Origin of the sequence: Psychrobacillus sp., from assembly GCF_032154225.1 — a bacterium.
Classification (GTDB): domain Bacteria; phylum Bacillota; class Bacilli; order Bacillales_A; family Planococcaceae; genus Psychrobacillus.
In genome coordinates, this window is record NZ_JALDYF010000003.1 from 181,307 (window position 1) to 204,701 (window position 23,395).

At 37.2% G+C, this 23,395-nt stretch carries 24 protein-coding genes, 1 riboswitch and 3 other annotated features; of the genes, 17 read left to right on the forward strand and 7 right to left on the reverse strand.

What is annotated here, in order from left to right:
- Nucleotides 1–399 carry a GerW family sporulation protein gene (locus RUH95_RS06615; RefSeq protein ID WP_313892049.1) on the reverse strand — a complete coding sequence of 133 codons (399 nt, stop codon included), beginning with the start codon at nucleotides 397–399 and terminating at the stop codon, nucleotides 1–3.
- A gap of 60 nt (nucleotides 400–459) precedes the next feature.
- Nucleotides 460–966 (reverse strand): GNAT family N-acetyltransferase, encoded by a 507-nt coding sequence (locus RUH95_RS06620; RefSeq protein WP_313892050.1) that lies wholly within the window; start codon nucleotides 964–966, stop codon nucleotides 460–462.
- Nucleotides 967–1,147: 181 nt separating this feature from the next.
- Between RUH95_RS06620 and RUH95_RS06625 the strand changes: the two genes are divergently transcribed.
- The gene (locus tag RUH95_RS06625; RefSeq protein ID WP_313892051.1) at nucleotides 1,148–1,996 is read left to right on the forward strand and encodes a DegV family protein; all 849 of its coding nucleotides are present in this window, start codon (nucleotides 1,148–1,150) and stop codon (nucleotides 1,994–1,996) included.
- A gap of 265 nt (nucleotides 1,997–2,261) precedes the next feature.
- Here RUH95_RS06625 and thrS read toward each other — a convergent pair whose 3' ends face one another.
- Both thrS and RUH95_RS06635 read right to left on the reverse strand, forming a co-directional pair.
- Nucleotides 2,262–3,464 (reverse strand): threonine--tRNA ligase, encoded by a 1,203-nt coding sequence (thrS, locus tag RUH95_RS06630; RefSeq protein WP_313892052.1) that lies wholly within the window; start codon nucleotides 3,462–3,464, stop codon nucleotides 2,262–2,264.
- A 50-nt stretch (nucleotides 3,465–3,514) separates the two neighbouring features.
- Nucleotides 3,515–3,738: a binding site (T-box leader), on the reverse strand.
- Between the two features lie 38 nt (nucleotides 3,739–3,776).
- Nucleotides 3,777–4,002, reverse strand: a binding site (T-box leader).
- 51 nt (nucleotides 4,003–4,053) lie between these two features.
- Entirely contained in the window at nucleotides 4,054–5,391 is a 1,338-nt protein-coding gene (locus RUH95_RS06635) for a CoA-disulfide reductase (RefSeq protein WP_313892053.1), read from the reverse strand.
- A gap of 178 nt (nucleotides 5,392–5,569) precedes the next feature.
- Here RUH95_RS06635 and RUH95_RS06640 point away from each other — a divergent pair, with 178 nt between their 5' ends.
- Together RUH95_RS06640 and RUH95_RS06645 are read left to right on the forward strand one after the other, a co-directional pair.
- On the forward strand, nucleotides 5,570–5,917 hold the full coding sequence (locus RUH95_RS06640; protein ID WP_313892054.1) for a PadR family transcriptional regulator: 348 nt from the start codon (nucleotides 5,570–5,572) through the stop codon (nucleotides 5,915–5,917).
- On the forward strand, nucleotides 5,904–6,911 hold the full coding sequence (locus tag RUH95_RS06645; RefSeq protein WP_313892055.1) for a hypothetical protein: 1,008 nt from the start codon (nucleotides 5,904–5,906) through the stop codon (nucleotides 6,909–6,911). The genes RUH95_RS06640 and RUH95_RS06645 overlap by 14 nt, the downstream gene beginning before the upstream one ends.
- A gap of 40 nt (nucleotides 6,912–6,951) precedes the next feature.
- Here the strand turns inward: RUH95_RS06645 and RUH95_RS06650 are convergent, their stop codons facing one another.
- Together RUH95_RS06650 and metG are read right to left on the reverse strand one after the other, a co-directional pair.
- The gene (locus RUH95_RS06650) at nucleotides 6,952–7,482 is read right to left on the reverse strand and encodes a GNAT family N-acetyltransferase (protein ID WP_313892056.1); all 531 of its coding nucleotides are present in this window, start codon (nucleotides 7,480–7,482) and stop codon (nucleotides 6,952–6,954) included.
- Nucleotides 7,483–7,500: 18 nt separating this feature from the next.
- Nucleotides 7,501–9,135, reverse strand: coding sequence for a methionine--tRNA ligase (gene metG, locus RUH95_RS06655; protein WP_313892057.1), 1,635 nt, complete (start codon nucleotides 9,133–9,135; stop codon nucleotides 7,501–7,503).
- Nucleotides 9,136–9,183: 48 nt separating this feature from the next.
- Nucleotides 9,184–9,441: a binding site (T-box leader), on the reverse strand.
- Nucleotides 9,442–10,225: 784 nt separating this feature from the next.
- Between metG and RUH95_RS06660 the strand changes: the two genes are divergently transcribed.
- The 6 genes from RUH95_RS06660 to RUH95_RS06685 all read left to right on the forward strand — a co-directional run bounded on the left by RUH95_RS06660 (nucleotide 10,226) and on the right by RUH95_RS06685 (nucleotide 15,322).
- Nucleotides 10,226–10,768 carry a hypothetical protein gene (locus RUH95_RS06660; protein ID WP_313892058.1) on the forward strand — a complete coding sequence of 181 codons (543 nt, stop codon included), beginning with the start codon at nucleotides 10,226–10,228 and terminating at the stop codon, nucleotides 10,766–10,768.
- A gap of 98 nt (nucleotides 10,769–10,866) precedes the next feature.
- Nucleotides 10,867–10,971, forward strand: a riboswitch (SAM riboswitch).
- A 109-nt stretch (nucleotides 10,972–11,080) separates the two neighbouring features.
- Complete coding sequence (locus tag RUH95_RS06665; RefSeq protein ID WP_313892059.1) at nucleotides 11,081–12,256, forward strand: acyl-CoA dehydrogenase family protein; 1,176 nt, start codon at nucleotides 11,081–11,083, stop codon at nucleotides 12,254–12,256.
- Nucleotides 12,257–12,269: 13 nt separating this feature from the next.
- Nucleotides 12,270–13,118 (forward strand): transporter substrate-binding domain-containing protein, encoded by an 849-nt coding sequence (locus RUH95_RS06670; protein ID WP_313892060.1) that lies wholly within the window; start codon nucleotides 12,270–12,272, stop codon nucleotides 13,116–13,118.
- Nucleotide 13,119: 1 nt separating this feature from the next.
- Nucleotides 13,120–13,827 (forward strand): amino acid ABC transporter permease, encoded by a 708-nt coding sequence (locus tag RUH95_RS06675; RefSeq protein WP_313892061.1) that lies wholly within the window; start codon nucleotides 13,120–13,122, stop codon nucleotides 13,825–13,827.
- Nucleotides 13,828–13,839: 12 nt separating this feature from the next.
- Nucleotides 13,840–14,553: an amino acid ABC transporter permease gene (locus RUH95_RS06680; RefSeq protein WP_313892062.1), complete on the forward strand. Its 714-nt coding sequence runs from the start codon at nucleotides 13,840–13,842 to the stop codon at nucleotides 14,551–14,553.
- A 13-nt stretch (nucleotides 14,554–14,566) separates the two neighbouring features.
- A complete protein-coding gene (locus RUH95_RS06685; RefSeq protein WP_313892063.1) occupies nucleotides 14,567–15,322 on the forward strand; it encodes an amino acid ABC transporter ATP-binding protein in 756 nt (251 codons plus the stop codon).
- A gap of 47 nt (nucleotides 15,323–15,369) precedes the next feature.
- Here the strand turns inward: RUH95_RS06685 and fabI are convergent, their stop codons facing one another.
- The gene (fabI, locus tag RUH95_RS06690) at nucleotides 15,370–16,149 is read right to left on the reverse strand and encodes an enoyl-ACP reductase FabI (RefSeq protein ID WP_313892064.1); all 780 of its coding nucleotides are present in this window, start codon (nucleotides 16,147–16,149) and stop codon (nucleotides 15,370–15,372) included.
- A gap of 337 nt (nucleotides 16,150–16,486) precedes the next feature.
- On the opposite strand from fabI, the gene RUH95_RS06695 reads away from it, so the two are divergent.
- From RUH95_RS06695 to RUH95_RS06730, 8 genes are all read left to right on the forward strand, one after another.
- Nucleotides 16,487–17,491: a LacI family DNA-binding transcriptional regulator gene (locus tag RUH95_RS06695; RefSeq protein ID WP_313892065.1), complete on the forward strand. Its 1,005-nt coding sequence runs from the start codon at nucleotides 16,487–16,489 to the stop codon at nucleotides 17,489–17,491.
- 11 nt (nucleotides 17,492–17,502) lie between these two features.
- On the forward strand, nucleotides 17,503–18,459 hold the full coding sequence (locus RUH95_RS06700) for a nucleoside hydrolase (RefSeq protein ID WP_313892066.1): 957 nt from the start codon (nucleotides 17,503–17,505) through the stop codon (nucleotides 18,457–18,459).
- A gap of 23 nt (nucleotides 18,460–18,482) precedes the next feature.
- Nucleotides 18,483–19,085 carry an ECF transporter S component gene (locus RUH95_RS06705; RefSeq protein WP_313892067.1) on the forward strand — a complete coding sequence of 201 codons (603 nt, stop codon included), beginning with the start codon at nucleotides 18,483–18,485 and terminating at the stop codon, nucleotides 19,083–19,085.
- 66 nt (nucleotides 19,086–19,151) lie between these two features.
- Complete coding sequence (locus RUH95_RS06710) at nucleotides 19,152–19,895, forward strand: energy-coupling factor transporter transmembrane component T (RefSeq protein WP_313892068.1); 744 nt, start codon at nucleotides 19,152–19,154, stop codon at nucleotides 19,893–19,895.
- A complete protein-coding gene (locus RUH95_RS06715) occupies nucleotides 19,892–20,752 on the forward strand; it encodes an energy-coupling factor ABC transporter ATP-binding protein (RefSeq protein ID WP_313892069.1) in 861 nt (286 codons plus the stop codon). The genes RUH95_RS06710 and RUH95_RS06715 overlap by 4 nt, the downstream gene beginning before the upstream one ends.
- Nucleotides 20,745–21,557 carry an energy-coupling factor ABC transporter ATP-binding protein gene (locus tag RUH95_RS06720; RefSeq protein ID WP_313892070.1) on the forward strand — a complete coding sequence of 271 codons (813 nt, stop codon included), beginning with the start codon at nucleotides 20,745–20,747 and terminating at the stop codon, nucleotides 21,555–21,557. Before RUH95_RS06715 ends, RUH95_RS06720 begins: the two co-directional genes overlap by 8 nt.
- 17 nt (nucleotides 21,558–21,574) lie before the next feature.
- The gene (gene rbsK, locus RUH95_RS06725; RefSeq protein WP_313892071.1) at nucleotides 21,575–22,471 is read left to right on the forward strand and encodes a ribokinase; all 897 of its coding nucleotides are present in this window, start codon (nucleotides 21,575–21,577) and stop codon (nucleotides 22,469–22,471) included.
- Complete coding sequence (locus RUH95_RS06730) at nucleotides 22,468–23,352, forward strand: DMT family transporter (protein WP_313892073.1); 885 nt, start codon at nucleotides 22,468–22,470, stop codon at nucleotides 23,350–23,352. Before rbsK ends, RUH95_RS06730 begins: the two co-directional genes overlap by 4 nt.
- The last annotated feature ends 43 nt before the right edge of the window (nucleotides 23,353–23,395 follow it).

Below are 23,395 nucleotides of genomic sequence, written 5' to 3' on the forward strand. Positions count from 1 at the left end.
TTATTTGCTGGATTTCTTCCAAATCAAAGCGAGCCCTACTGTACATATTGCCAAAATCCCTAGAATAAAGTTTAAATGAATTACGGGCTTAAACTTCACTTTCTCTGCTGTTATTTCAAAAACACCTACTGGTTTAATAGCGAAATGACCACCCCCACCTTCTCCTTGAGTAGTTGGTGTCTTCTCCGTTTGATCAGAAAATCCCCCTCCACCACCAACAGAATATTGTACTTTGGCAACAGGAAGTACTAGTTTGTTGTCCATTTCAATTGGTTCCCCGTAAACAAACGAAGCATCCTTTTGACGAGAGAACTTTTCAAATATTGTCTGAATAGGTGAATGATAAACAGAAGCTTTATTAGTTGTATTCACATGATCAATTTGCTCTTTAGTTTTCATTGGTGATCTCCTCCTTACATTACTAACTACTTCGACAAAATTGGAATAATTCCTTCCTATCTATTTCAAAATAAGGGTCATATGCTCTTCTGTATAGTATGTATCTGCCAGCTTCAACGCTTTTTCTTCAACACCAAATACTTTGAAACCTAGTTTTTCATATAGACGTTTTGCTTGTTTATTGCTTGAAACGACAGATAAATTTAGTTTTACTAACGATTCTATGCTCTTCGCTTTTTCGATTGCCTTTGTTACTAAAGTATTTCCTACCCCTAAACCACGAATGCTGGGACTAACATACACTGCAAAAATATTTGCTCGATGCTTTAGTTTTAAAGGCTGCTCCACTAGTAATGTCAGCATTCCAACAAGCTGCCCATTTTCAAGTGCACCATATGTATAATTTCCTTCTGTACGCAAGTTATTAGCTACTTTTTCTACCGGGTGCTGTCGTTCAATTGCTTCTTCATAGCTTGTCGCAAAAGCTTCTGGATTTTGCAGCAAAGCTTCTAGCCTAAGCTCCCAATATGCATTTGCATCTTCTGCTGTTAATAATCTAATTTCCATAATTTATTCCTCCAAAAAATAGTGTCTCGAAGCCAAATATGTTCAAATTATGTCACCATATACGAAATTTCTACATTATATGATATATATCACTACTCACTTATTCTATGTGTAGTGTACATTAGCGTTAATAGATAATACTTATTTCAGCGCTAAAACAAATTAAGGGGTTCATTTTATAATGACTAAAAAAATTGCTTGGATTACCGATACCGCTCCGTTGCTAGATAAGGCTTTCATTAAAAAGCATGAAGTGCATATTTTGCCACTAAATATAGTGTTTGAAGAAGGCGCTTTCAAGGAAACGATCGATATGACGCATGATGAGTTTTATGATAAATTACGAGTTGCAAAGCATCATCCAAAAACATCTCAGCCAGCTATTGGTGAAATGGTAGCTCTTTATGAGAAACTGAAAAAGGAAGGCTATGATTGTGCTGTTGCCATTCATGTTTCTAGTGAATTATCTGGTACGTTTCATAGTTCACAATCTGCCTCACTAATGGCGGACTTCCAAGTATATTCGATTGACTCGAAAATCGGTTCATATCCTATGGTCAAAATGATTGAAATCGGCCAAGATATGGTTGATAAAGGACATGACGTGAAAGAAGTAGTTGCATATATTGAAACAATGGCAAAAAACTCTGAGTTATCCTTCATCCCATCAAGCCTAAATCAATTGCATAAAAGCGGTCGTGTATCTGGAACACAAACGTTTTTAAGTAACTTATTAAACATTAAAGTCGTTATCTCATTCGATCATGGAAAAGTCGTGATGAAAGAAAAAGTCCGTGCTGATAAACGGGCAAGAAAATATGTGACCAACTTACTTCGTAGCGATATGGACAAAGCCTCTGTCCCAGAAGTTGCTGTGATCAATTGCAACAATACTAAGGATGCGGAAAACTGGAAAGAAGAACTTCTGCTAGAATTTCCAAATTTAAGCGTCCTCGTTCTCCCACTTAGTGCTTGCGTAGGCGTACATGCTGGCGAAGGTACAACTGGGTTAAGCTGGGTTAAATATTAATTCAGAAAAGAGTAAGCGCCTATGTCTGCCCCGACAGGCATGCTCTTCTGCGACGAGTAATCGCAGGAGCAAAATGGGGAAAAGCGAGGAGGCAGCTCCCCAGCCACCACAGCTTTTTTACATTTGACCCCGAGGGGCTAGGCGCTGAAGCTAGACAATTACTTAGTAGAAAAGTTTATACTTTCTTACCAGTTAAGGAAAGAAGGGTGCGTAAACTTGTACGTACTCTTCTTTTCATTCGTGAAAGATGCTCTAAATTCCTCTTTCACTCTGCTTGTGAGTCAGTTAGATGGTCAATAAGCTCATGCATATTCATCTCCCCAATGCTCCCAACTTTATGTTTCCTCACCGACACAACGTTATTTTCCATTTCTTGATCTCCGATAATTAGCATATACGGATGCTTCTGCAATGCCGCTTCTCGTATTTTCAAACCAATTTTCTCAACTCGATTATCGATTTCTACTCGGTAGCCTACTTCCTCTAGCTGTTGTTTTACTTTTTCTGAATAGGCAATATGTGCATCTGCTAACGGCAAAATTTTCACTTGCACAGGTGCTAGCCAAAGTGGGAAACTTCCTTGGAAATGCTCCAAAAGAATTGCCATAAAACGTTCAATAGAGCCGTAAATTGCTCGGTGAATCATAATTGGTTGTCGCAATTGATTTTCTTCATCGATGTATTGGCAATGGAACTTTTCTGGCATTTGGAAATCTAGTTGCACTGTTCCACATTGCCAACTTCGGCCAAGGGAATCTAAAATATGAAAGTCGATTTTCGGACCGTAAAATGCTCCGTCTCCTTCATTCACCTGATAATCTAGACTCTTTTCCTTCAACACTGTTTCTAATGCCTGCTCCGCCTGATCCCAAGCTTCAACTGCTCCCATAAAATTTTCCGGTCGAGTGGAAAGCTCTATTTTATAATTAAAACCAAATTTCGAATAAAACTCATGAACTAAATCCAATATTTTGTCGATTTCACTCTCAATTTGATCCTCGCGGACGAAAAGATGTGCGTCATCTTGTGTAAAAGCTCTCACTCTTAAAAGACCATTCAATGATCCCGACAATTCATGACGATGTACTAGACCAAGCTCTGCATAACGAATTGGCAGCTCACGGTAACTTCTTTTTTTACTATTAAAAATGAGTAACGCCCCCGGACAACTCATTGGCTTAATCGCATATTTTTGATCATCCACATCGGCAAAATACATATTTTCATGGTAATGATCCCAGTGCCCAGATTGCTCCCAAAGCTCTTGCTTCATCATTATTGGAGTTTTTACTTCCTGATATCCGGCTCGTTGATGCTTCATTCTCCAAAAACTTTCAAGCTCATTTCTCAAAACCATTCCCTTTGGCAAATAAAATGGCATTCCTGGTGCTTCCTCCATCGACATAAATAATTCTAATTGCTGTCCTAGTTTTTGATGACTTACTCTTTCCTCTGCTTTGATTGACATTGTAAATTCCTCCTATTTTTTTAACGTAAAAAAGACCACACCCGTCCCGGTAAAGGGACGAGTGTGGTCGTGGTTCCACCCTAATTTTGCAACACAAAAAAGCATTGCGCTCATAGTAGATAACGGTTACACCGATTACGGATAATGACAATATTGCGTTCCCCATAATAGCTCTAAGGTGGTAAATCATTCTTTTTCTGCAAGGCTTTCAGCCAATGACCTTGCTCTCTTTAAGAAAATAATGAATGATTCATGTCCTTTTCTTCGCTTGAAATATTAAATTTTACATACAAAAAACCACACCCATCCCTGGAAAGGGACGAGTGTGGTCGTGGTTCCACCCTAATTTTGCAACACAAAAAAGCATTGCGCTCATAGTAGATAACGGATTTCCCGATTATGGATAATGACAATATTGCGTTCCCCATAATAGCTCTAAGGTGGTAAATCACTCTTTTTTCTTCAGGGCTCTCAGCCAATGACCCCGTTCTCTTGTAAGAAAATAATAAATGATTCATGTCCTTTTCTTCGCTTTTCAATATTTTTACTAGTATATGCAACTATTTTTTTTTAGTCAAGTAATAATTTTTTACACGTTCTTTTTAAAAGCCCTTTTAGCAACTTGCTGTATTGGGTCCCAAACACCATTAAATGGAGGTGCGTATGCAAGATCTAAATCAAGCAAATCACCCAATGACATTTCGTGAAAAAGAGCTGTTGCGAGCACGTCAATTCTTTTGTCTACACCTTTTCCTCCAATGATTTGAGCACCAAGCAGCAACTGATTATCCTTTCGATAAATAAGCTTCAAATTCATCTTCTCTTTTCCTGGATAGTAGCCTGCAATATCAGTTGCTTGCTGAACATGCTTATCATATGGAATACCCAACTTCTCTACTTCTTTTTCGGAAATACCTGTTCGAGCAAGTGTTAAATCAAAAAATTTCATAACAGAAGTACCTACGATTCCTTTAAATATCGTTTCATATCCCGCCATATTTAAACCCGCTATTCTCCCTTGCTTATTAGCTGTTGTACCGAGTGGAATATAATCATTTTGTTGCTTAACACGATTAAAATGAGTGGCACAATCACCTGCCGCGTATATATCTTTCACATTCGTCTCCATGCAAGAATTAACAATAATAGCACCATTAGAAGCAGTTTGTATACCCGCTTTTTCTATAAATGCTGTGCTTGGCTTTACACCAGCAGCTATTAATACAAGATCCGTTTGATAGTTCCCTTTATTCGTTTCGATCGTTTGCACTCTTTTATCTCCAGTGAACGCTTGCACAGATTCATCCAATATAAGCTCTATATGTTGTTTTTTTGCTTCCTCGTGGATAATCTCTGCCATATCCCTATCAAATATCTTCGCTACTTGGTGACCTCGTTGAATAATTCGCACATTCTTTCCAAGCGAGTGGAAACTCTCGGCCATTTCCAGCCCAATATAGCCTGCCCCTATAATTGTAATGTTGTGTGCATGAACCAAATCAGCCATTATTGCTTCTGTATTAGGAATTGTTTTAATCGTGTGGATCCCTTCCAAATTTACTCCATCCCAATCTGGAATTATTGGTGCTGCTCCTGTTGCAATAAGCAATCGATCGTATGAAATTTCAAATGAATTTTCAGACTCTATTATTCCAGACACAGTTTTCGATTTTGGATCAATAGCAGTCACTTCATATCCTATTTTGGCATCGATTCCATACTTCGCTCGAAATGCTTCAACGCTTCGTGCAATTACTTTGTCTGTAGATTCAATCCATCCATTCACAACATAAGGTAATCCACATTGCCCATAAGAATATATCGTGCCCTTTTCAAGTGTAGTAATTTGAGCATCTTTGTCATTTCGCACAATTTCCATTGCAGCACTCATCCCTGCTGCATCTCCACCAATAATTACATAATGCATATTCGCCCACACCTTTCCAATCCTATTGTTTCCTTATTCATCGACATTAATCTAACCATTTCAAATGATGCAAAACTAATTATTTCTTTCAAACAAAAAAATTATGCAATACTATGCCCATTGTTTTCATTTTTATAATAGTGTATTATATACACTATAAAGAAAACGAGGTGATTGTGTGAGTGATTTGTTAAATTCTCTAACCACCGAATTACGCAGAGGAACATTGACACTTGCGGTGTTAAGTCAGTTAAGCAAACCACAATATGGATATTCTTTAGTGCAGCTTTTGGAGAAATCAGGAATTGTCATTGATCAAAGTACACTTTACCCCCTGCTTCGTCGCTTGGAAAAACAAGAGCTACTATCAAGTATTTGGGATACAACGGAAAGTAGACCTAGAAAGTATTATGTATTAAGTGATTATGGAAAAGAAGTATTTGAAACATTAAAAACAGAATGGGAAAAAACATCTAAAGAGTTATCTTTATTACTAAAAGGAGCTGAAGAAGATGGAACGGATTGACTTGTACATTTATGAAGTAACAAGACGGTTACCCGAAAATTCACGTGCCGATATCGAAATGGAATTACGCTCAACTATTTTAGATATGATGCCAGATGATTATACGCAAGATGATGTGGATGTTGCTCTTACACAACTTGGTAATCCATCTAAACTAGCAAATCAGTATAGAGAACGACCAAATTATCTTATTGGTCCGATGTTTTTCGAATCATATATTACCATTTTAAAAATGGCAGCTGCAATTGCTGTTCTAGTTAATATAACTGTACTAGCAATTGAACATATAACCCTTTTTACTGAAGATGTCACCTTCCTCGAATCAAGTATTTCTTTCATTGTCGATTTCATTGGAAGTATCATTGCCGCTTTAGTCGGTGTTTTCTGCTGGGTTACAGCCATCTTTGCGATATTAGAACGAGTACTTGATGACAAATCAAAAGCTTCTATGAAATCAAAACCTTGGAAGCCAGAAGATTTAAAACATGTTATACCAGTAGAAAAAAAGAAGCGCATTTCAAAAGTAGAAACTTTCATTGGTCTTTTAGGGACAGCTATGTGGGCTACCATTTACTTTAAAGCATCTGATATTGTTGGGCTTTATGAAACAACGGAACCGAATGGCAAACTTCAATTTGTAGCGCCATTATTTAATCAAGATGTATTACTTTCTTTTGGGCCAATAATGGGAGCACTCATCGCCTTTCAAGTTGGGCTACTCCTATATAAGTGGATTGTCGGTAAATGGACAAATAAAATAGCTATTTGGAATATGATTTATCACATTGCTCTGATCATTTTCACACTTTTTTTCATCAATCAAGCAAACTTGTTTAATATGGAGTTTATTCGATATACAGGTGAATTATTTGATGTTGTTAATGATAATGTGTTAATTAGTTGGTGGAATAATTCTATTTGGGGATTTGTGTTCGTTGTCATTATTATCTCGGTCGTAGATATTTTCAGCGGTTTCCGGAAAGCAAAAATATAAAATAAAAGTAAGCCCAGTTGCTATTCTGGGCTTATTTTTATTACTCCGAAAATGCACTTGAATATTCGACAATACCTGAAACATGTTGAAGTGCATTTTTTTCTAGTTCCAATGCCATAAACGCTTCTTCTGGCACCTCAAAAGGAGCATTTATATCCCAGCGAGATGCTTTTTCGAATCCAAATTTAGGATAGTATTCATGATGTCCTAGTACAATAACCGATTGATGGCCGAGCTCTTTAGCTATTTTTAGAGCCTCCCGAATTAACAAGCTCCCTATTCCTTTATGCTGATGCTCAGGAAGAAAAGAAACTGGTGCAAGTGCCAATGATTCAACAGCTGTGTCATTTCCTTTAATAGCAATTTTAGATAAAAGAATATGACCTACTATCCCAGAGTTATCCACCGCCACTAGGGATAACTCTGGGATGAATGCCGTTGATTTTCGAATGCGGGCTACTAACTCATGCTCTGTTTGATCACTGAATTCCATTTTAGTAAATGCATGTTTTACAACAGCTTCCGCCTCTTTATAGTCTTCATAACGCTCTTGTCTAATCGTAATTTTCAATTGCTAACACGACCTTTCTTACTTTACTTGCCCATCTAAATAAGCAAGTTCTTCATTTATCAAATCGACATCCAAACGCTCAAATAAAGGAGTAACAACGTTCAACGTGTAAGTAGATTTCTCCATCACTTCCCACTTGTATTCCTCTAAATTTAACATTTCCTTCACTTTCTCACTAGTAAATGGCAAGAACGGCGATAATAATTGTGAAATATTAACGATAATAAACATACAAGTTAGCAACGTATTATCGCACGCTTCTTTGTCTTCATTAATTTGCTTCCAAGGTTGCTCTGTGTCGAAATATTTATTTGCAAATCGTACAAACTCAAAGACCTCATCAATCGCTCGCTTAAAATGACCTGCCTCGATTAACTCCCCAACCTTACTATATAAGCTTTGTATTTTACTTCGTACTTCTTCATTTACAATTCCATCTGCTATTGTACTTCCATATGACTTCTCGATAAATTTCAACGTCCGATTAATAAAGTTTCCGTATGCTCCGAGCAGTTCCGAATTATGGCTTAATATAAATTCTCTCCACGAAAAGTCCGCATCACGATTTTCTGGTGCATTCGTTGTTAAAAAATATCTAATCGAATCTGGATTATACTTTTCTAGAATATACGGTACCCATACAGCCCAGTTTTGGCTTGTGGAAAGCTTCTTTTTCTCAAGCGTTAAATATTCATTCGAAACAATATGTGTTGGTAATGATTTCTTATTAATCCCTAATAATATCGCTGGCCAAATAAGGGAATGGAAAGGAATATTATCTTTCCCATGCACGTAATAAGAAGTTGTATTTTCATCCCAAAATTCTTCATCGTTTAAGTTGTGAATAGAAGCCCATTCTTTACTTGCAGATAAATAACCCGAAACCGCCTCTATCCATACGTAAACCTTCTTGTCTTCGTAGCCTTTTACTGGAATGCTAACCCCATTCGGTAAATCCCGTGACACTGCGCGATCGAGCAGTCCTTCTTGAAGATATCTTTCCGATAAGTTCAACGCATTTTCTCTCCAAGCCCCAGTTGCTTTTGCTTCCCTCACATAAGATTTTATTTCCTGTTGAAATTGACTTAAAGCAAAATAAAAATGCTCTGTTTTTTTCACAGTTGGTTTATTCCCGCATATTTTACATTTTGCATCAATTAAATCTAGCGGATCTAAAATCGTTGAACAATTATCACACTGATCTCCCCTAGATGGATGTGAACAATTTGGACATATGCCCTCTACATATCGATCCGGCAAAAATTGTTTATCGTATTCACAATATGTTTGATCTATTTCTTTTTTATAAATATAGCCGTTTTCTAATAAGGTTAAAAATATTTTTTGTACCACATCATGATGAAATTGCCCGTCCGTCCTTGTATATAAATCATACGTGAATCCTAGTTTATTAAAGCAATCTAAAAATTCCTCATGGTAGCGATCTGCAATTTCCTTTGTCGTTACCCCTTCTTGGCTAGCTCTAATCGAAATTGGCGTCCCATTGCAATCACTGCCAGAAACATATAATACTTTTTTTCCTTTTAAACGATAATACCTCGCTAATACATCACCTGGTAGCAACGCTGCAATATGTCCTAAATGTAATGATCCATTCGCGTAAGGCCAAGCTCCACCTATATAAATACTCATTTCTTTCTCTCCTTTTATTAAAATAAACACAAAAAAAACCCGTCCTTAAAAAAGGACGAGGTTAAACTCGCGGTACCACCTAAATTTATAAACAACTCACGTTGCTTACCTTAGTGAGTATCAAATATAATACTCCGGCTTTTATAACAAGTGCCGTATCTTGTCGTAGCTTACTAGTCTAGTCAATAAACGTTCAGTACGAAGCTCCGAGGTCATTTTCAAATGAGTATTTTTTGCTTCTTTTCAGCAACCGAAGCTCTCTACAAAAAAACAACATCATTTTACTTTTCTCTTCATAGCATGTAGATATATTGTGTTCATCAGAATATATCAAAAAAGAATGCGGAAGTAAAGCAGATCATACTTATTTACTTGTTTCAGACGCAATTGAGCCTTTCCACAAAATAATTTTCATATACAATAACATGCCTGTTGATTAACCATTTTATTCAATTTTATATTTTCGTTCGTTTTCTACATAAAGTGCGTCTCAGTAGAGAGTTTCCGCTGGGATTTACGCTGCAGGGAGGACGCTTTCCGTGGGGCGGGCGGTGAGCCTCCTCGGTCGCTAGCGCCCTGTGGGGTCTCACCTGTCCCGCTTAATCCCACTGGAGTCGCCTCCCTTTCACTTCAATCCACTAGAGCTGGCTACTTAGTTAGAATGGTGGAGCCATTTCTTAAAAAGAGAGAGCAAATGAATGCATTTCCAACTAAACCCTCCATTTTCCCAACTAAGTAGAGGGAAGCTAGATGAAAGTGTAAAAGCATTGAGAAGAGGCAAATTCTTCGTCACTTATTATAGATAAGCTCAAATCTCCATGAATAATAACCTATATAAAAAGCGAAACACTTGTTGCCTTAGCGCGTCGGGCCGCATGAGCCGAAGTATGAGACCCACTTGGGCGCAGCACAAGTTGGCTCATGCAAGGTGCGGCAAGCGCGGAGGCATAGTGGCTATTCATTAAGACGCACTTTATGTAAAGTATGAATGAGTGCGCTTTTCTTTCCTATTAGCAAGAATTCCCAAGAAACTGGACAATCCACAGGCGTGATACAATAAAGATAATAATTAATTTAAAGGAGTGGTATTTTGAATTTAATCGCTTGGACGATTATTGCTTGTGAAATTGGTTTTTGGGTCGTTATATTACTAGGACTTATTACGCGATACGTATTTAAACGTGAAAAACTTGGCTTGTTCTTCTTGGCACTTACTCCTGTTATTGATCTCATTTTGCTCGCTGTTACGGCAAATGATTTATATAATGGGGCAACTGCAACAAGGGTACACGCGATTGCTGCAGTTTATCTTGGATCCTCTATCGCCTTTGGTAAGAGCATGATTCATTGGGCAGATGAAAAATTTCTGTATTACATTCAAAAACAAGGAACGAAACCTGTTCGTAAGACAGGAATGGAGTATGCAAGACACTCATTGAAAGGGTCATTCCAACATCTTCTTGCATATATTATTGGAGGAGGGTTACTTTTTGCGTTAATTTACTTCATCAATGACTCTTCCAGGTCTGAAGTTTTATCTGAAACATTGAAAATATGGGGAATCATTCTTGTTATCGATTTTGCCATTTCCATTACTTATTTCATTTGGCCACGGGGTACAAAATCAAAATAAAAATAAAAAACAAATCATACAATCCAGATTAAAATAATATGAATTAATATTGACTTCTCATTGTTTAGAAAGTACAATCAATTTCAACAACTTCATATTACTTATCAAGAGAAGCGTAGGGACTGGCCCTTTGATGCTTCAGCAACCGCCTACTTTTATGGTATGGTGCTACTTCCAGCAAGAAACATCTTGAGAGATAAGTGTAAATACTACTACATCTTACTCTTTTCGTTTTGGGAAAGGGTTTTTATTTATCCATAAAACCAACTATTCCAATATGATTAACACATATAATTAAGGGGAGAATATTTCATGAGCAATTTGTTTATAAAAAATGAAAACCAGCAACAATGGATTGACCGTTTGTATGAGTTGGAAGAGAAATTTAAAAGTAAATCGGCAGAAATTGACGAGCTCTCTATCTTTCCAAAAGAGAATGTACAGGAATTAGTTAAACTCGGCTACACAAGCTCTACATTACCAAAACAATTTGGAGGAGAAGGACTTTCTGTTTACGACATGGTTCTTTTACAAGAAACGTTAGCAAGCTTTGATGCAAATACAGCACTTTCTGTCGGATGGAGTTTAGGAGTTGTTGGGGAATTATTTGAAAAAAAACTTTGGCCCGAAGAAAAACTAAACTTTTTTGCCAATGAGGTTATAAATGGCGCTCTTGTAAATCGATCCGTTAGCGAAGCACAAACTGGAAGCCCGACTCGTGGAGGACGTCCTGGGACGACTGCTATTAAGAACGCAGATACCTGGGTGTTAAACGGAAGAAAAATTTTCACGACAGCTTCCCCAGTGCTCACCTACTTTTTAACTTCTGCATGGATAGAAGAAAAGCAAAAAATAGGATTTTTCCTCGTTCATCGAAGTTTAGATGGGGTTTCCATTGAAGAAACATGGGATGTTGTATCGATGCGAGGAACTAGTAGCAATGATTTAGTACTAAACAATGTTGTCGTACATGAAACAGATTTAGTAGAACTTCCTGAGTTTGCAAGTGGCGGTAAGATTAATGGTTGGATGCTTCATATCCCAGCTACTTATCTGGGAATTGCCCAAGCAGCTCGCGATTATGCAGTTCATTTTGCTAATACACATGCACCTAATAGTTTGAATGGACCAATTGCACAATTACCAAATGTGCAGCAGTTAATTGGAGAAATTGATTTGGAGCTTACAAAAGCAAGATTTGTCATTTACGGAGTTGCATCTGCCTATGACCATGAAGCAACACGGGATTTATTATCAAATGAAATTGGAGTTGCCAAACATATCGTAACGAACTCAGCTATAGCAATTGTTGATAAAGCGATGCGCTTAGTCGGTGCAAAAAGCTTACAACGAACCAATCCATTACAACGCTATTATCGAGATGTTCGAGCTGGGCTACACAACCCACCAATGGATGATATGACGATAAAAAAACTTGCATTGTCTGCACTTGAAGAAGAAAAAATAAAAAATCTAGTGAACTATTAAGGAGAGTAAAACGATGAAAAAACATTTAAAACTAGCAGTATTAGGCTTAGCGACAATTTCAATTTTAGCAGCTTGTAATTCAAGTGAGGCTTCTAGCCCCTCTGAGGATAAAGCACAAAAAGTAAAAGTGGCATACGATCAAGCTTCTAAACCAATCTCTTGGGTAGATGAAAAAGGAAATCCTACTGGTTATGACGTAGAGGTCATGAAATTAGTAGATGAGCTATTGCCTGAATATGAGTTTGAATATGTTGGAACAACAAGTGATGATTTATTGATCGGCGTGGAGCAAGGCAAATACCAAGTGGGCGTGAAAAATGCATTTTGGACACAAGAACGTACGGAAAAATTTATCTTCCCTAAAGAATTTCTTGGTTTAAGTAGCGCTGGTCTTGTGTTGAAAAAAGAAAATGCACATATTAAATCACTCGCTGATTTCGCGTCTGCTGACTTCTCTCTTGCACCTATTGCCGCAAACAATGCTCAGTATACAATTATCGACGAGTACAATAAAGAAAACCCAGACAATCTAGTAAAACTGCAGGCTGGAGATGCATTTTCAGTGGATGTTGTGCAATGGGTCAATGAAGGACGCGTTGACGGTGGGGTAATTATCGAAGGACCATTTCAAAAACAAGTGCTCGCTGAAGATGGACCTTACTACAACATAAAAGATGAAGTTGTTTACAATGAATTCGCAGTTATAAAGACATGGCCATTATTCAATAAAAAAGAGCAGGCTTTTGCAGACGCATATGACAAAGCGATTAAACAATTACAAGAAGAAAAGAAAACAAATGAGCTTAGCAATGAATTTTATGGTCGTGATCTATTTGAAGTGCTAGAAAATGTAGAACGTTAATATGGATAAATACTTTGATGTGTCCTATATATGGAATTCATTTCCAGCACTACTTCCATTTTTGAAAGTCACTTTCTTAGTTGCAGGATTATCGATTATCTTTGGGATATTTTTTGGTTTTGTTCTTGCTGCCATGAAGCTCTCCAAGAGCAAAGTAGCTCAAAGGCTAGCAAACTTTTATACGACGATTTTAAGGTGTACCCCATCCATCGTCCTGCTATTTTTAGTCTATTACGGGCTGCCTGCGTTAGCGGAAAATATCGGCTTGAATTTGCATAATTTGAATACGGCTGTATTTGTAGTCATTACATTTACACTACAATTCGCAGCCATTATGTCTGAAGTTATTCGTTCGGCCTATGAATCTATCGAAAAAGGTCAATTTGAAGCGGCTGTTAGTGTTGGTTTGAGCCCTTTTCAAGCATATCGACGCATTATTTTTCCACAAGCACTTGTTGTAGCACTCCCTAACTTTGGAAATGGCATGATTGCACTGCTACAAGAAGGTTCTCTAGCTTATACAATAGGGCTGATCGATGTTGTTGGAAAAGCAAACTTAATCATTGCAGCAAATTATAATACGCATGCACTAGAGATATTTATCTCATTAGCCGTAATTTACTGGACATTATCCATCGTAATAGAGAAAGGCTTTTCTAAGCTTGAGAAAATATTTAGTAAAGGTAAACAATCAATTAACGCTACGTAAGAGGTGAAAAAGATGGCGGAAGGTTTAAATTATACGTTTTTATTTGATACATTTTTCATTGCATTATCTGGTGTGCCGATTGCATTGTTCGTTACCATTGTATCTATGCTCATCGCACTACCTCTCGGGTTTTTATTGGCATTAACACGGATTAATCAAGTACCTGTACTCAATCGATTTTCACAAGTATACGTATCATTTGTACGAGGAACACCTATTATTATTCAAATTTTTATCGTGTATGCGAGCATTCCGTTAATCCTCTCTTCACTGTTCGAAAAGTACAATATGAACATCAATGTGTATGATGTGAATCCTATTTGGTATGCTTTTATCGTCTTTTCATTTAGCACAACTGCCATTTTGATCGAAGTGTTCCGATCTGCGCTAAACACGGTAAATAAAGGACAGTTGGAGGCTGCGCAATCTATTGGATTATCCAATTTCCAAGCATACCGACGAATTGTTATCCCTCAAGCTCTAGTAGTAGCGTTACCTAATATTTGCACGGCGACGGTGAATCTAATCAAAGCAACATCTTTAGGTTATGCCATGTCTTTACCCGAAATCACGTTAAAAGCAAAAGTCGCTGCAAATGTAGGCTACAACTACGTAGAAGCATATATCGATATTTTCCTTGTCTACATTATCTTATGTAGTGTCGTGGAATATGGGTTCAAGCTGTATGAAAAACGACTGCGAAAATACAAATATATTGCAGCATGAGGAGGATGTCAGTATGTTAAAAATTAAAAATATCCATAAATCTTTCGGGAAAAATGAAATACTAAAAGGCGTTGATTTGACGATTGATAAAGGAGACGTAGTAGTTATTCTTGGCCCTAGTGGCTCCGGCAAAACAACGCTATTACGCTGCATCAACTTTTTAGAAAAAGCCGATAGCGGAAATGCTTCTTTTGGCGATTTACACGTAGACTTGCATGCTGCATCAAAAAAAGATATTCATAGCATCCGTCAAAAAACAGCTTTCGTGTTTCAAAACTATAATTTATTTAATAATAAAACAGCTTTGGAAAATGTAATAGAAGGCTTAATCGTTGGTCGAAAAATACCAAAGGCGGAAGCAATTGAAATTGGCAAAAAAGCACTCGAAAAGGTCGGATTATCCGATAAATATGATTCTTATCCAAGTCAGTTATCGGGTGGTCAGCAGCAACGAGTTGGAATTGCTCGAGCTGTAGCATTAAACCCAGACATTATTTTATTTGACGAGCCGACTTCTGCCTTAGATCCTGAGCTAGTAGGGGAAGTATTGGAAGTCATGAAAAACATAGCGAACGAAGGTACAACGATGCTTGTCGTAACACATGAAATGTCTTTCGCAAAAGACGTTGCGAAACGAGTTATTTTCATGGACGGCGGCGTTGTAGTAGAAGAAGGCACACCACATGAGATATTCGTTAGACCAAAAGAAGAACGCACGAAGAAATTTTTAAAGCGAGTACTTCCAGAGGATTATACGTTTTATATCTAGCCATAAGAAAACCGGATGAAGACCCCCTCATCCGGTTTTCTTTATTGTTATCCCATAATATTATATCCAGCGTCTACATACACGATTTCCCCAGTTACCCCACTTGATAATTTACCTAAAAGAGCTACCGTCATGTCTCCCACTTCTTCTTGCGTTACGTTTCGTTTTAGTGGTGCTGTTTCTTCAATTTTACGCAAAATCGTATTGAATGAAGAAATTCCTTTCGCCGCTAACGTACGTACTGCTCCAGCAGAAATAGCATTCACTCGGATATTATTTTTTCCTAAATCTAATGCCAAATATTTCACAGATGCTTCAAGCGATGCTTTTGCTACTCCCATCACATTGTATCCATCTAATACACGCTCTGCTCCTAAATAAGTCATTGTGACAATTGAGCCGCCTTCCGTCATGAACGGTGCCGCCTCTCTTGCTGCAGCAATTAATGAATAGGCACTAGTATCTTGCGCAAATGCATAGCCTTCTCTTGAAGTATTAATAAAACCATTCTTTAAATCCTCTGCATGTGCAAACGCAACAGAGTGTACTAATCCGTGGATCACTCCGACTTCATTTCCGATTGCTTCAAATGCAATTTTCATACTCTCGTCGCTATTTACATCGCATTCAACGACTAATTTAGCTTCTAAATTATTATCTGCTAATAGTTTTTCAATCTTCCCTAGCGAACGCTCCTTACGATAAGTGAAGATGACGTTTGCTCCTACTTCAAATAGAGATTTGGCTACTCCCCATGCAAGACTACGCTCATTCGCTACGCCCATAACAACCACATTTTTATCTTTTAGTTTAATTAAATCTTTCATATGAACCTCCAATTATTATCCGTCTATACTGTACCTATTATTAGTACCAGTTACTAATTTTATCATATCATATTTCTTCTCTTTTTACCTAGCTAAAAAATAGAAGACTCCTTTCGTTTTCAAGATAAAGTGCGTCTTAGAGGTTTCGGCAAGGATTTCCGCTGTTGGAAGCTAATATGACCCACTTCATCTAGAAAACGAACAAAAATATAAAATTAATTCACTAATAATCCATAAATACGTATTGACAAAAGAAAGCGTTTCCAATATTCTAAATACTAATTAGAGAAAACGTTTTCGTAAAACGTTTTCTCTAACATAAAGAATAGGTGATCTTATGGAGAAGGTAACGATTAAAGATATCGCTAGAGAGGCAGGTGTTTCAATTACCACCGTTTCACGCGTGTTAAACAAAAAAGAAGAAGGCATGTCTAAAGAAACGCGTGAGAAAGTTCTTCGTGTCATAGAAAAAGTTAACTATCAGCCAAATCAATTAGCACGCAGTCTAGTAACGAAACGGTCCAAAATGCTTGGATTAATCGTCCCAAACATCTCTAACCCTTTCTTTCCCGAACTTTGTCGCGGAGCTGAAGACGAAGCAAATAAAAGCAATTATAGTTTAATCATTTGTAATTCAGACGACCAATCTGAAAAAGAAGAAAATTACTTGCGTCTATTAAAAGAACAACAAGTGGATGGAATTTTACTTTCAAGTAAAGACCAATTATCCCAAACTAGCAAAATACAATTACAAGAAAGCAAGACTCCTTTCATCATATTTGATCGGGGCGAAGAAAGTAATCAACATCCTGGCGTTTTTCTTGATAATGAAAAAGGTGGATATCTTGCTGGTCAACATTTAATACAACTTGGTCATACACAAATTGCTTGTCTAACCGGACCAACTAATATTAATAACTCACAAAAAAGGCTTGCCGGCTTCCAACGAGCATTAAAGGAAGCCTCTATCGAACTACCGGAATCATTCATATTAACTGGTGACTTCCAAATGGATACTGCGCATCGGATAGCAAGAGAATTTCTACCGAATAATACGGTAACCGCAATATTTGCTTGTAATGATTTAATGGCCTGTGGTATTTATCAAGCAGCCCATGAAATAGGTATTCAAATACCTGAGCAACTATCCATTATTGGTTTTGACGATATTCCTTTAATTACTGCTTTAATCCCAAAACTGACGACAATTAGACAAAACACTTATGAAATGGGAAGAAAAGCAATCGAATTACTCATAAATGAAATCGAACATAAACCTTCTGAAGGAGTAATTTTTGAACCTACTCTAGTCGTTCGAGAAAGCACAAAAAAAATCAACTGAGGTGTAGACACATGACAATTCCAGTAATAATCGACTGTGATCCTGGTATAGATGATGTAATGGCATTAACACTTGCTTTTGCACATCCTGAGCTGGACATTAAACTAATTACAACAGAACCAGGTAACCAAACCCAAGCAAAAACGATACACAATGCATTAGCTTTCACTAGCTATATGAAGCAAGATATTGAGATTGCTAGAGGATTGGATGCTCCTTTCTTCCGCAAACTTGAAATTGCAGCTGAAGTGCATGGTGACAATGGACTTGGGGATGTACAATTTCCAGAACCAACTATCCAATTAAGTAATCGAACTGCAATCGAAGCGATGAAAGAGACTTTAATAGCTAGCGAAGAACAAATTGTTCTTATTGCAACAGGTCCACTTACAAACATTGGGGCACTATTATTGGCTCATCCCGAAGTAAAATCAAAGATTAAATATATCTCTTACATGGGTGGCGCAGCTGTTGGTGGGAATATGTCACCTACTGCAGAATTTAATGTATATGTTGATCCACATGCAGCAGAAATTGTTTTCCAATCTGGTATTCCAATTGTAATGAGTGGGCTTGATGTAACACATAAAGCATACGTTACATTAGAGGAACTAGATCGCATTGAAGCAATTGGCTCTGATTTTGCACATAAAGTAGCGGCTATGCTTCGTTTTTATGTACATGCCGCTAAGCAAACTGCATTCCATAGTCCAGAATTCGAAAATCGTATTCGTTTACATGATTTATGTGCCGTGTCCTATGTTTTAACACCAGAATTATTTGAAGGGGACGACTGCTACGTTGCAATCGAAATAGAAGGAAAATATACTGCTGGAACAACTGTTGTCGACTATGAACAACGCACTGGGCTTCCGCATAATGTAAAAGTATTACACACTGTTCACAGAGAGAAATTCGTTGAACAATTTATGGATGCCGTGAAAGTAATGAGCCGTCACATCGGCTAAAAACGATAAGGGGGAGAATAAATATGAAACGTAGTTTTAAAGATGATTTTAATATGATGGCAATGTTACTTATTCCTATTGCAGTAGCTATTAACTTGGTAGGATTTCAATTAGCCAATGTACTTCGTTTACCAATTTTCTTAGACACAATAGGAACAATTTTAGTTGGGGTAATTGCAGGTCCTTGGGTTGCACTGCTTGCTGGACTTATTACTAATTTGATCAATGCCATTTTTAACCCTGTGTACTTGCCTTATGCATTAACATCAATAGCAATCGGGGTTGGAACTGGTTATCTTTCTAAATCTGGATTCTTTAAAACAGTACCAAAATCAATTATATCCGGTGTTATTATTACGTTTATCGCAGTAATCGTTTCTGCTCCAATTACTGTTCTTGTATTTGGAGGAGCAACAGGAAATACTTCTTCTCTTATTACAGCAACATTCCTAGCTTCAGGTCAAGAGCTATGGTCTGCAGTATTTTCGTCTACTTTTATTACTGAGATAGCAGATAAAGTTGTTTCTGTATTAATCGTATTCTTTGTTGTTAGAAAAATGTCGGATCGCTATTTATCTAAGATGAACTACGGTCATTTATACATGAAACGAACGAATAAAAAATAATTTATACTCTTCTCGTTCGATCGGTTGAGCGAGAAGAGATTATTTATTTAAGGAGGCAAATTTATTATGAAAAAGAACGCTCTACTTCAACTTCATCCAATGACTAAATTCTATTTCTCTCTTTTCATTTTAGCAATTGTACTTGTAGTTCCTGGGCACTTATTTGCATTTGCTATGTTCCCTGTTCTAGTGCTTGTTGCAATATTTGCAGGTGTAGCAAAAGAGTTTCTCAATATTGTATTAAAAGCGCTGCTAAGCGTGCTAATCATCGTTTTTATAATGCAAATGTTTTTCTACCCAGGAGAGCATGTACTTTGGAGTTGGAAAGTATTCTCTATAAAACAAGAAGGATTAAATTATGGACTTATATTAACCTCTCGAATTCTTGCGATAGGTTCTGCTTTTATCCTATTTTTCCGCATGACTGAAGTTCGCGATTTTGTTAAGTCGTTAGAAGACAAAGGTTTACCACCAATGGGGGCTTATGTTGTGTTATCGACGCTACAAATTATTCCAGAAATGAAGCGCCAAGCAAATACAATAATGGAAGCGCAAAAAACACGTGGTGTCGAAACAGAAGGTTCTTTATTTATTCGAGCGAAAGCTTTCATACCAACATTAACGCCTCTTATTCTATCCTCTATTGCGGGTACGGAGGAACGTGCCATTACTTTAGAATCTCGTGCATTTTCTGCACCGGTTAAAAAGACGAGCTTACATAAACTTACGAAAAGCTCGGCAGATCGTGTACTACCAATTATGTATGTAATTATTTTCGTAGCTCTATTAGTATGGAGGGTTTTCTTATGACAACTATGATTGATTTGAAAAATGTATCGTATCGTTATCCTGTCAGTGATGATTTCGCTTTGAAAAATGTTTCATTTTCGATTGAAAAAGGAAAATTCACTGCGATTATCGGAAATAATGGTTCGGGAAAAACAACATTATGTAATACAATTCGCGGCTTTGTTCCGCACTTTTACAAAGGTGATTTAGAAGGCGATGTTATTGTTGACCAAACGAACATGAAAGATTATCAACTTGGACAACTCGGAGAGAAAGTCGGCTATGTATTCCAAAATCCTTTCATTCAAGTTTCGGGAGTAAAAGACAATGTCTTTGAAGAAGTAGCATACGGTTTAGAAAATCTTGGAGTTCCTGTCGAAGAGATTAAAGTACGTGTAGAAGAAGTGTTAAAGCTTGTAAAAATCGAGCATTTGCGCGAAAAAAATCCTTTTGAACTTTCAGGTGGACAAAGACAGCGCGTTGCATTAGCATCTATTATCGTAATGGACCCAGAGATTTTAGTTATTGATGAGCCAACTTCACAACTAGATCCAATCGGTACGGAGCATATATTTGATATTATTCGATTAATGAAAGAACGTGGAAAAACTATTATTTTAGTTGAACACAAAATGGATTTAATCGCGGAGTATGCAGATAATTTACTTGTTATGCACGAGGGACAATTAGTTATGCAAGGTCCTGTTAGAGAGGTGTTTGCTAATCCAGCATTCGAACAATATCAGATTCAATATCCACATGTGACGGACATTGCGCTTCAATTACAAAAATCCGGCATACCTCTTTCCTTCCTGCCGATTCGTGATGAAGAATTAGCCGATGCATTAAATATGACTGGAGGGGTTACACATGACTGAACTTCGTTTAAATAATGTAAGCTTCTCCTATCCAGATGGAACAAAAGCGCTTGAAAACCTTACATTATCGATTACAGCTGGAGAACGTGTTGCCATTGTGGGACAAAATGGAGCTGGGAAAACAACCGCTGTTAAACTAATGAATGGTTTACTTAAGCCTACAGAAGGTACTGTACTCGTTGGAGAGTTAGATACGAAAGACTATACAACTGCAAAAATCTCGAGAAAAGTAGGTTATGTTTTTCAAAATCCAGATGATCAAATTTTTCATAATGATGTAGAATCTGAAGTGCGTTTTGGTCCAAAAAACATGGGCTTCGATCCAGAGCGAGTAGATCAACTTACAAATTGGGCAATGGAATTATGTGGAATTGCTAATTTTGCGAATGAAAACCCATATAATCTCCCTTACTCGGTACGAAAATTCGTCACAATCGCCTCTGTTCTTGCAATGGATTCGGATATTATTATTTTGGATGAACCTACTGCTGGACAAGATAAAATAGGATTAGAAGTATTAGGTAACTTACTTCAAGTACTATCCGAAAAACAAAAATCAGTTGTGACAATCACGCATGACATGGAATTTGTAACGGATTATTTTGAACGAATTATCGTAATGGCAAATCGTCAATTAGTTTCAGATGACAGTGCACAACATATTTTTTATAATACGGAAGTTTTGGAGCAAAGTATGTTAAAACCACCGGCTGTTGCTCAAATGGCGAAGTTACTTAGTTTCCCATCTGGAATTTTATCAAAAGATCAATTAATTCAAGCAATTGTAGCACAACAAAAGAAGTGAAAGGAGCGGTACAATTCATGAAAATAGCAATCGTTGGAAGTACCAATATGGATCTTGTCTACCAAGTTCCCCATATTGTTAAACCAGGTGAAACATTACACAGTACAAAACATGAGTTGTTTTTCGGAGGAAAAGGGGCAAACCAAGCTGTCACTGCAGGACAATTAGGTGCAAATGTACACTTTATAGGAAATGTCGGAGCCGATAGTTTTGGAGATCAAATAAAGCAAAACTTGCAAAATAAAGGCGTTAATACAGAAGCTATACAGCAAGTTGGGATGACTGGTCAAGCAATTATCCAACTTTCTAATTCAGGTGAGAATTCAATTGTTTTATTTCCAGGTGCTAACTTCCTTGTAACAACGGAACAAATACAAGATTATAAAGAAAAAATCGAAACGAGTAAGGTTCTTCTTTTACAATTAGAAATTCCAATGCAAGCAGTGGAATTCGCTGCAAATATCGCTGGTCAAAAAGAGGTACAAATTATTTTAAATCCTGCTCCTGCTCAAGCAATAAGCGATTCGCTATTAAGCAAAGTTTCTATTTTAACACCAAATGAAACCGAGTTGGAAGTACTAACTGGGATGAAAACAAATACAGAAGAAGAATTGATACAAGCGTGCTCCTCCTTACTTAGTAAAGGAGTAAAAGCAGTTGTTGTTACTTTAGGTGAAAAGGGTGCTTTCTACATGAATGATAGTGAGCATGGTCATGTACAAGTAAGTAAAGTAGATGTGAAAGATACGACAGGCGCTGGTGATGCATTTAACGGCGCACTAGCAGTAGCATTATGCCAAGGAAATTCGTTGAAGGAAAGCATTGAATACGCTTCAAGAGTTTCTGAATATGTTGTTACACAAATGAGTGCACAGCCAGCTATTCCTACAGCCTTTCAGATGAATAAGCAATGAAGTCTTATGTCTATTTAATCATCCTTAGCTTACTATGGGGGTCTTCATTTCTTTGGACAAAAGAGCTGTTAGCGGTTTTTGCTCCCCCGACTATTGTTTTTTTCCGCTGTTTGTTCGGGTTAGTTGTACTAGTACCTTTTTTATTTTTGAAAAAAAATCGGATAAAGCTGGAAATTCGTCCTTTTTTTCTATTCGTTTTAGCTTTAGCAGCTGCAATCCCATGGAATATCATGGCGTTTTCTCTGCAAGGGCTTGATACAGGCCTGACAGGAATATTAAATGCGACAACTCCTCTATTCGCTTTGTTATTTTCTATTATTATTTTGAAAGCAAAACCTCTGTGGAACCAAACAGCAAGTTTAATCATTGGCTTTGTAGCTGTAACTATTTTGATGATTTTTTCAGGGCAAGCAACTGGTAGTCAGTTTTCAATTTTCCATGCGCTGCTTATGTTCGCAGTTACGATGTGCTACGCTTTAAATTCCATTTGGGTTAAAAAATATTATACGAATATCCCTGCTGTACTATTAGGCTTTTGGACGCTTCTCATATCAGCTGTGATTAATGGAATTATGAGTATCATAATCGAACCACAAGCTTTTATTCACATTGGTTCATGGGAAATATTCTTATCCCTTCTCGTTCTAGGATGTTTAAGCTCTGGTCTCGGCTATGTTATTTTCTATCAAATCGTTTCAACAGGAGGACCTCTCCTGGCATTAATGGTTACGTTTATCGTTCCCTTCATCACCATTGCATTAGGCATTTTCTTTTTACAAGAACCGTTCCATCTTGGAATTGCAATCGGATTACCATTAATGATTGTAAGCTTGTTCATTATGAATATAGACTTTTTCAAAAAAAGGAAAAACATACAATAATATATTCACATTTTTCTCACTACTAACGCGACTTGTGTTATTA

What these genes read in the sequence shown, in the direction of transcription:
- RUH95_RS06615 (WP_313892049.1), bottom strand. Translation starts at nt 399, where the DNA reads ATGAAAACTAAAGAGCAAATTGATCATGTGAATACAACTAATAAAGCT.
- RUH95_RS06620 (WP_313892050.1), bottom strand. Translation starts at nt 966, where the DNA reads ATGGAAATTAGATTATTAACAGCAGAAGATGCAAATGCATATTGGGAG.
- RUH95_RS06625 (WP_313892051.1), top strand. Translation starts at nt 1,148, where the DNA reads ATGACTAAAAAAATTGCTTGGATTACCGATACCGCTCCGTTGCTAGAT.
- thrS (WP_313892052.1), bottom strand. Translation starts at nt 3,464, where the DNA reads ATGTCAATCAAAGCAGAGGAAAGAGTAAGTCATCAAAAACTAGGACAG.
- RUH95_RS06635 (WP_313892053.1), bottom strand. Translation starts at nt 5,391, where the DNA reads ATGCATTATGTAATTATTGGTGGAGATGCAGCAGGGATGAGTGCTGCA.
- RUH95_RS06645 (WP_313892055.1), top strand. Translation starts at nt 5,904, where the DNA reads ATGGAACGGATTGACTTGTACATTTATGAAGTAACAAGACGGTTACCC.
- metG (WP_313892057.1), bottom strand. Translation starts at nt 9,135, where the DNA reads ATGAGTATTTATATAGGTGGAGCTTGGCCTTACGCGAATGGATCATTA.
- RUH95_RS06665 (WP_313892059.1), top strand. Translation starts at nt 11,081, where the DNA reads ATGAGCAATTTGTTTATAAAAAATGAAAACCAGCAACAATGGATTGAC.
- RUH95_RS06670 (WP_313892060.1), top strand. Translation starts at nt 12,270, where the DNA reads ATGAAAAAACATTTAAAACTAGCAGTATTAGGCTTAGCGACAATTTCA.
- RUH95_RS06675 (WP_313892061.1), top strand. Translation starts at nt 13,120, where the DNA reads ATGGATAAATACTTTGATGTGTCCTATATATGGAATTCATTTCCAGCA.
- RUH95_RS06680 (WP_313892062.1), top strand. Translation starts at nt 13,840, where the DNA reads ATGGCGGAAGGTTTAAATTATACGTTTTTATTTGATACATTTTTCATT.
- RUH95_RS06685 (WP_313892063.1), top strand. Translation starts at nt 14,567, where the DNA reads ATGTTAAAAATTAAAAATATCCATAAATCTTTCGGGAAAAATGAAATA.
- fabI (WP_313892064.1), bottom strand. Translation starts at nt 16,149, where the DNA reads ATGAAAGATTTAATTAAACTAAAAGATAAAAATGTGGTTGTTATGGGC.
- RUH95_RS06695 (WP_313892065.1), top strand. Translation starts at nt 16,487, where the DNA reads ATGGAGAAGGTAACGATTAAAGATATCGCTAGAGAGGCAGGTGTTTCA.
- RUH95_RS06700 (WP_313892066.1), top strand. Translation starts at nt 17,503, where the DNA reads ATGACAATTCCAGTAATAATCGACTGTGATCCTGGTATAGATGATGTA.
- RUH95_RS06705 (WP_313892067.1), top strand. Translation starts at nt 18,483, where the DNA reads ATGAAACGTAGTTTTAAAGATGATTTTAATATGATGGCAATGTTACTT.
- RUH95_RS06710 (WP_313892068.1), top strand. Translation starts at nt 19,152, where the DNA reads ATGAAAAAGAACGCTCTACTTCAACTTCATCCAATGACTAAATTCTAT.
- RUH95_RS06715 (WP_313892069.1), top strand. Translation starts at nt 19,892, where the DNA reads ATGACAACTATGATTGATTTGAAAAATGTATCGTATCGTTATCCTGTC.
- RUH95_RS06720 (WP_313892070.1), top strand. Translation starts at nt 20,745, where the DNA reads ATGACTGAACTTCGTTTAAATAATGTAAGCTTCTCCTATCCAGATGGA.
- rbsK (WP_313892071.1), top strand. Translation starts at nt 21,575, where the DNA reads ATGAAAATAGCAATCGTTGGAAGTACCAATATGGATCTTGTCTACCAA.
- RUH95_RS06730 (WP_313892073.1), top strand. Translation starts at nt 22,468, where the DNA reads ATGAAGTCTTATGTCTATTTAATCATCCTTAGCTTACTATGGGGGTCT.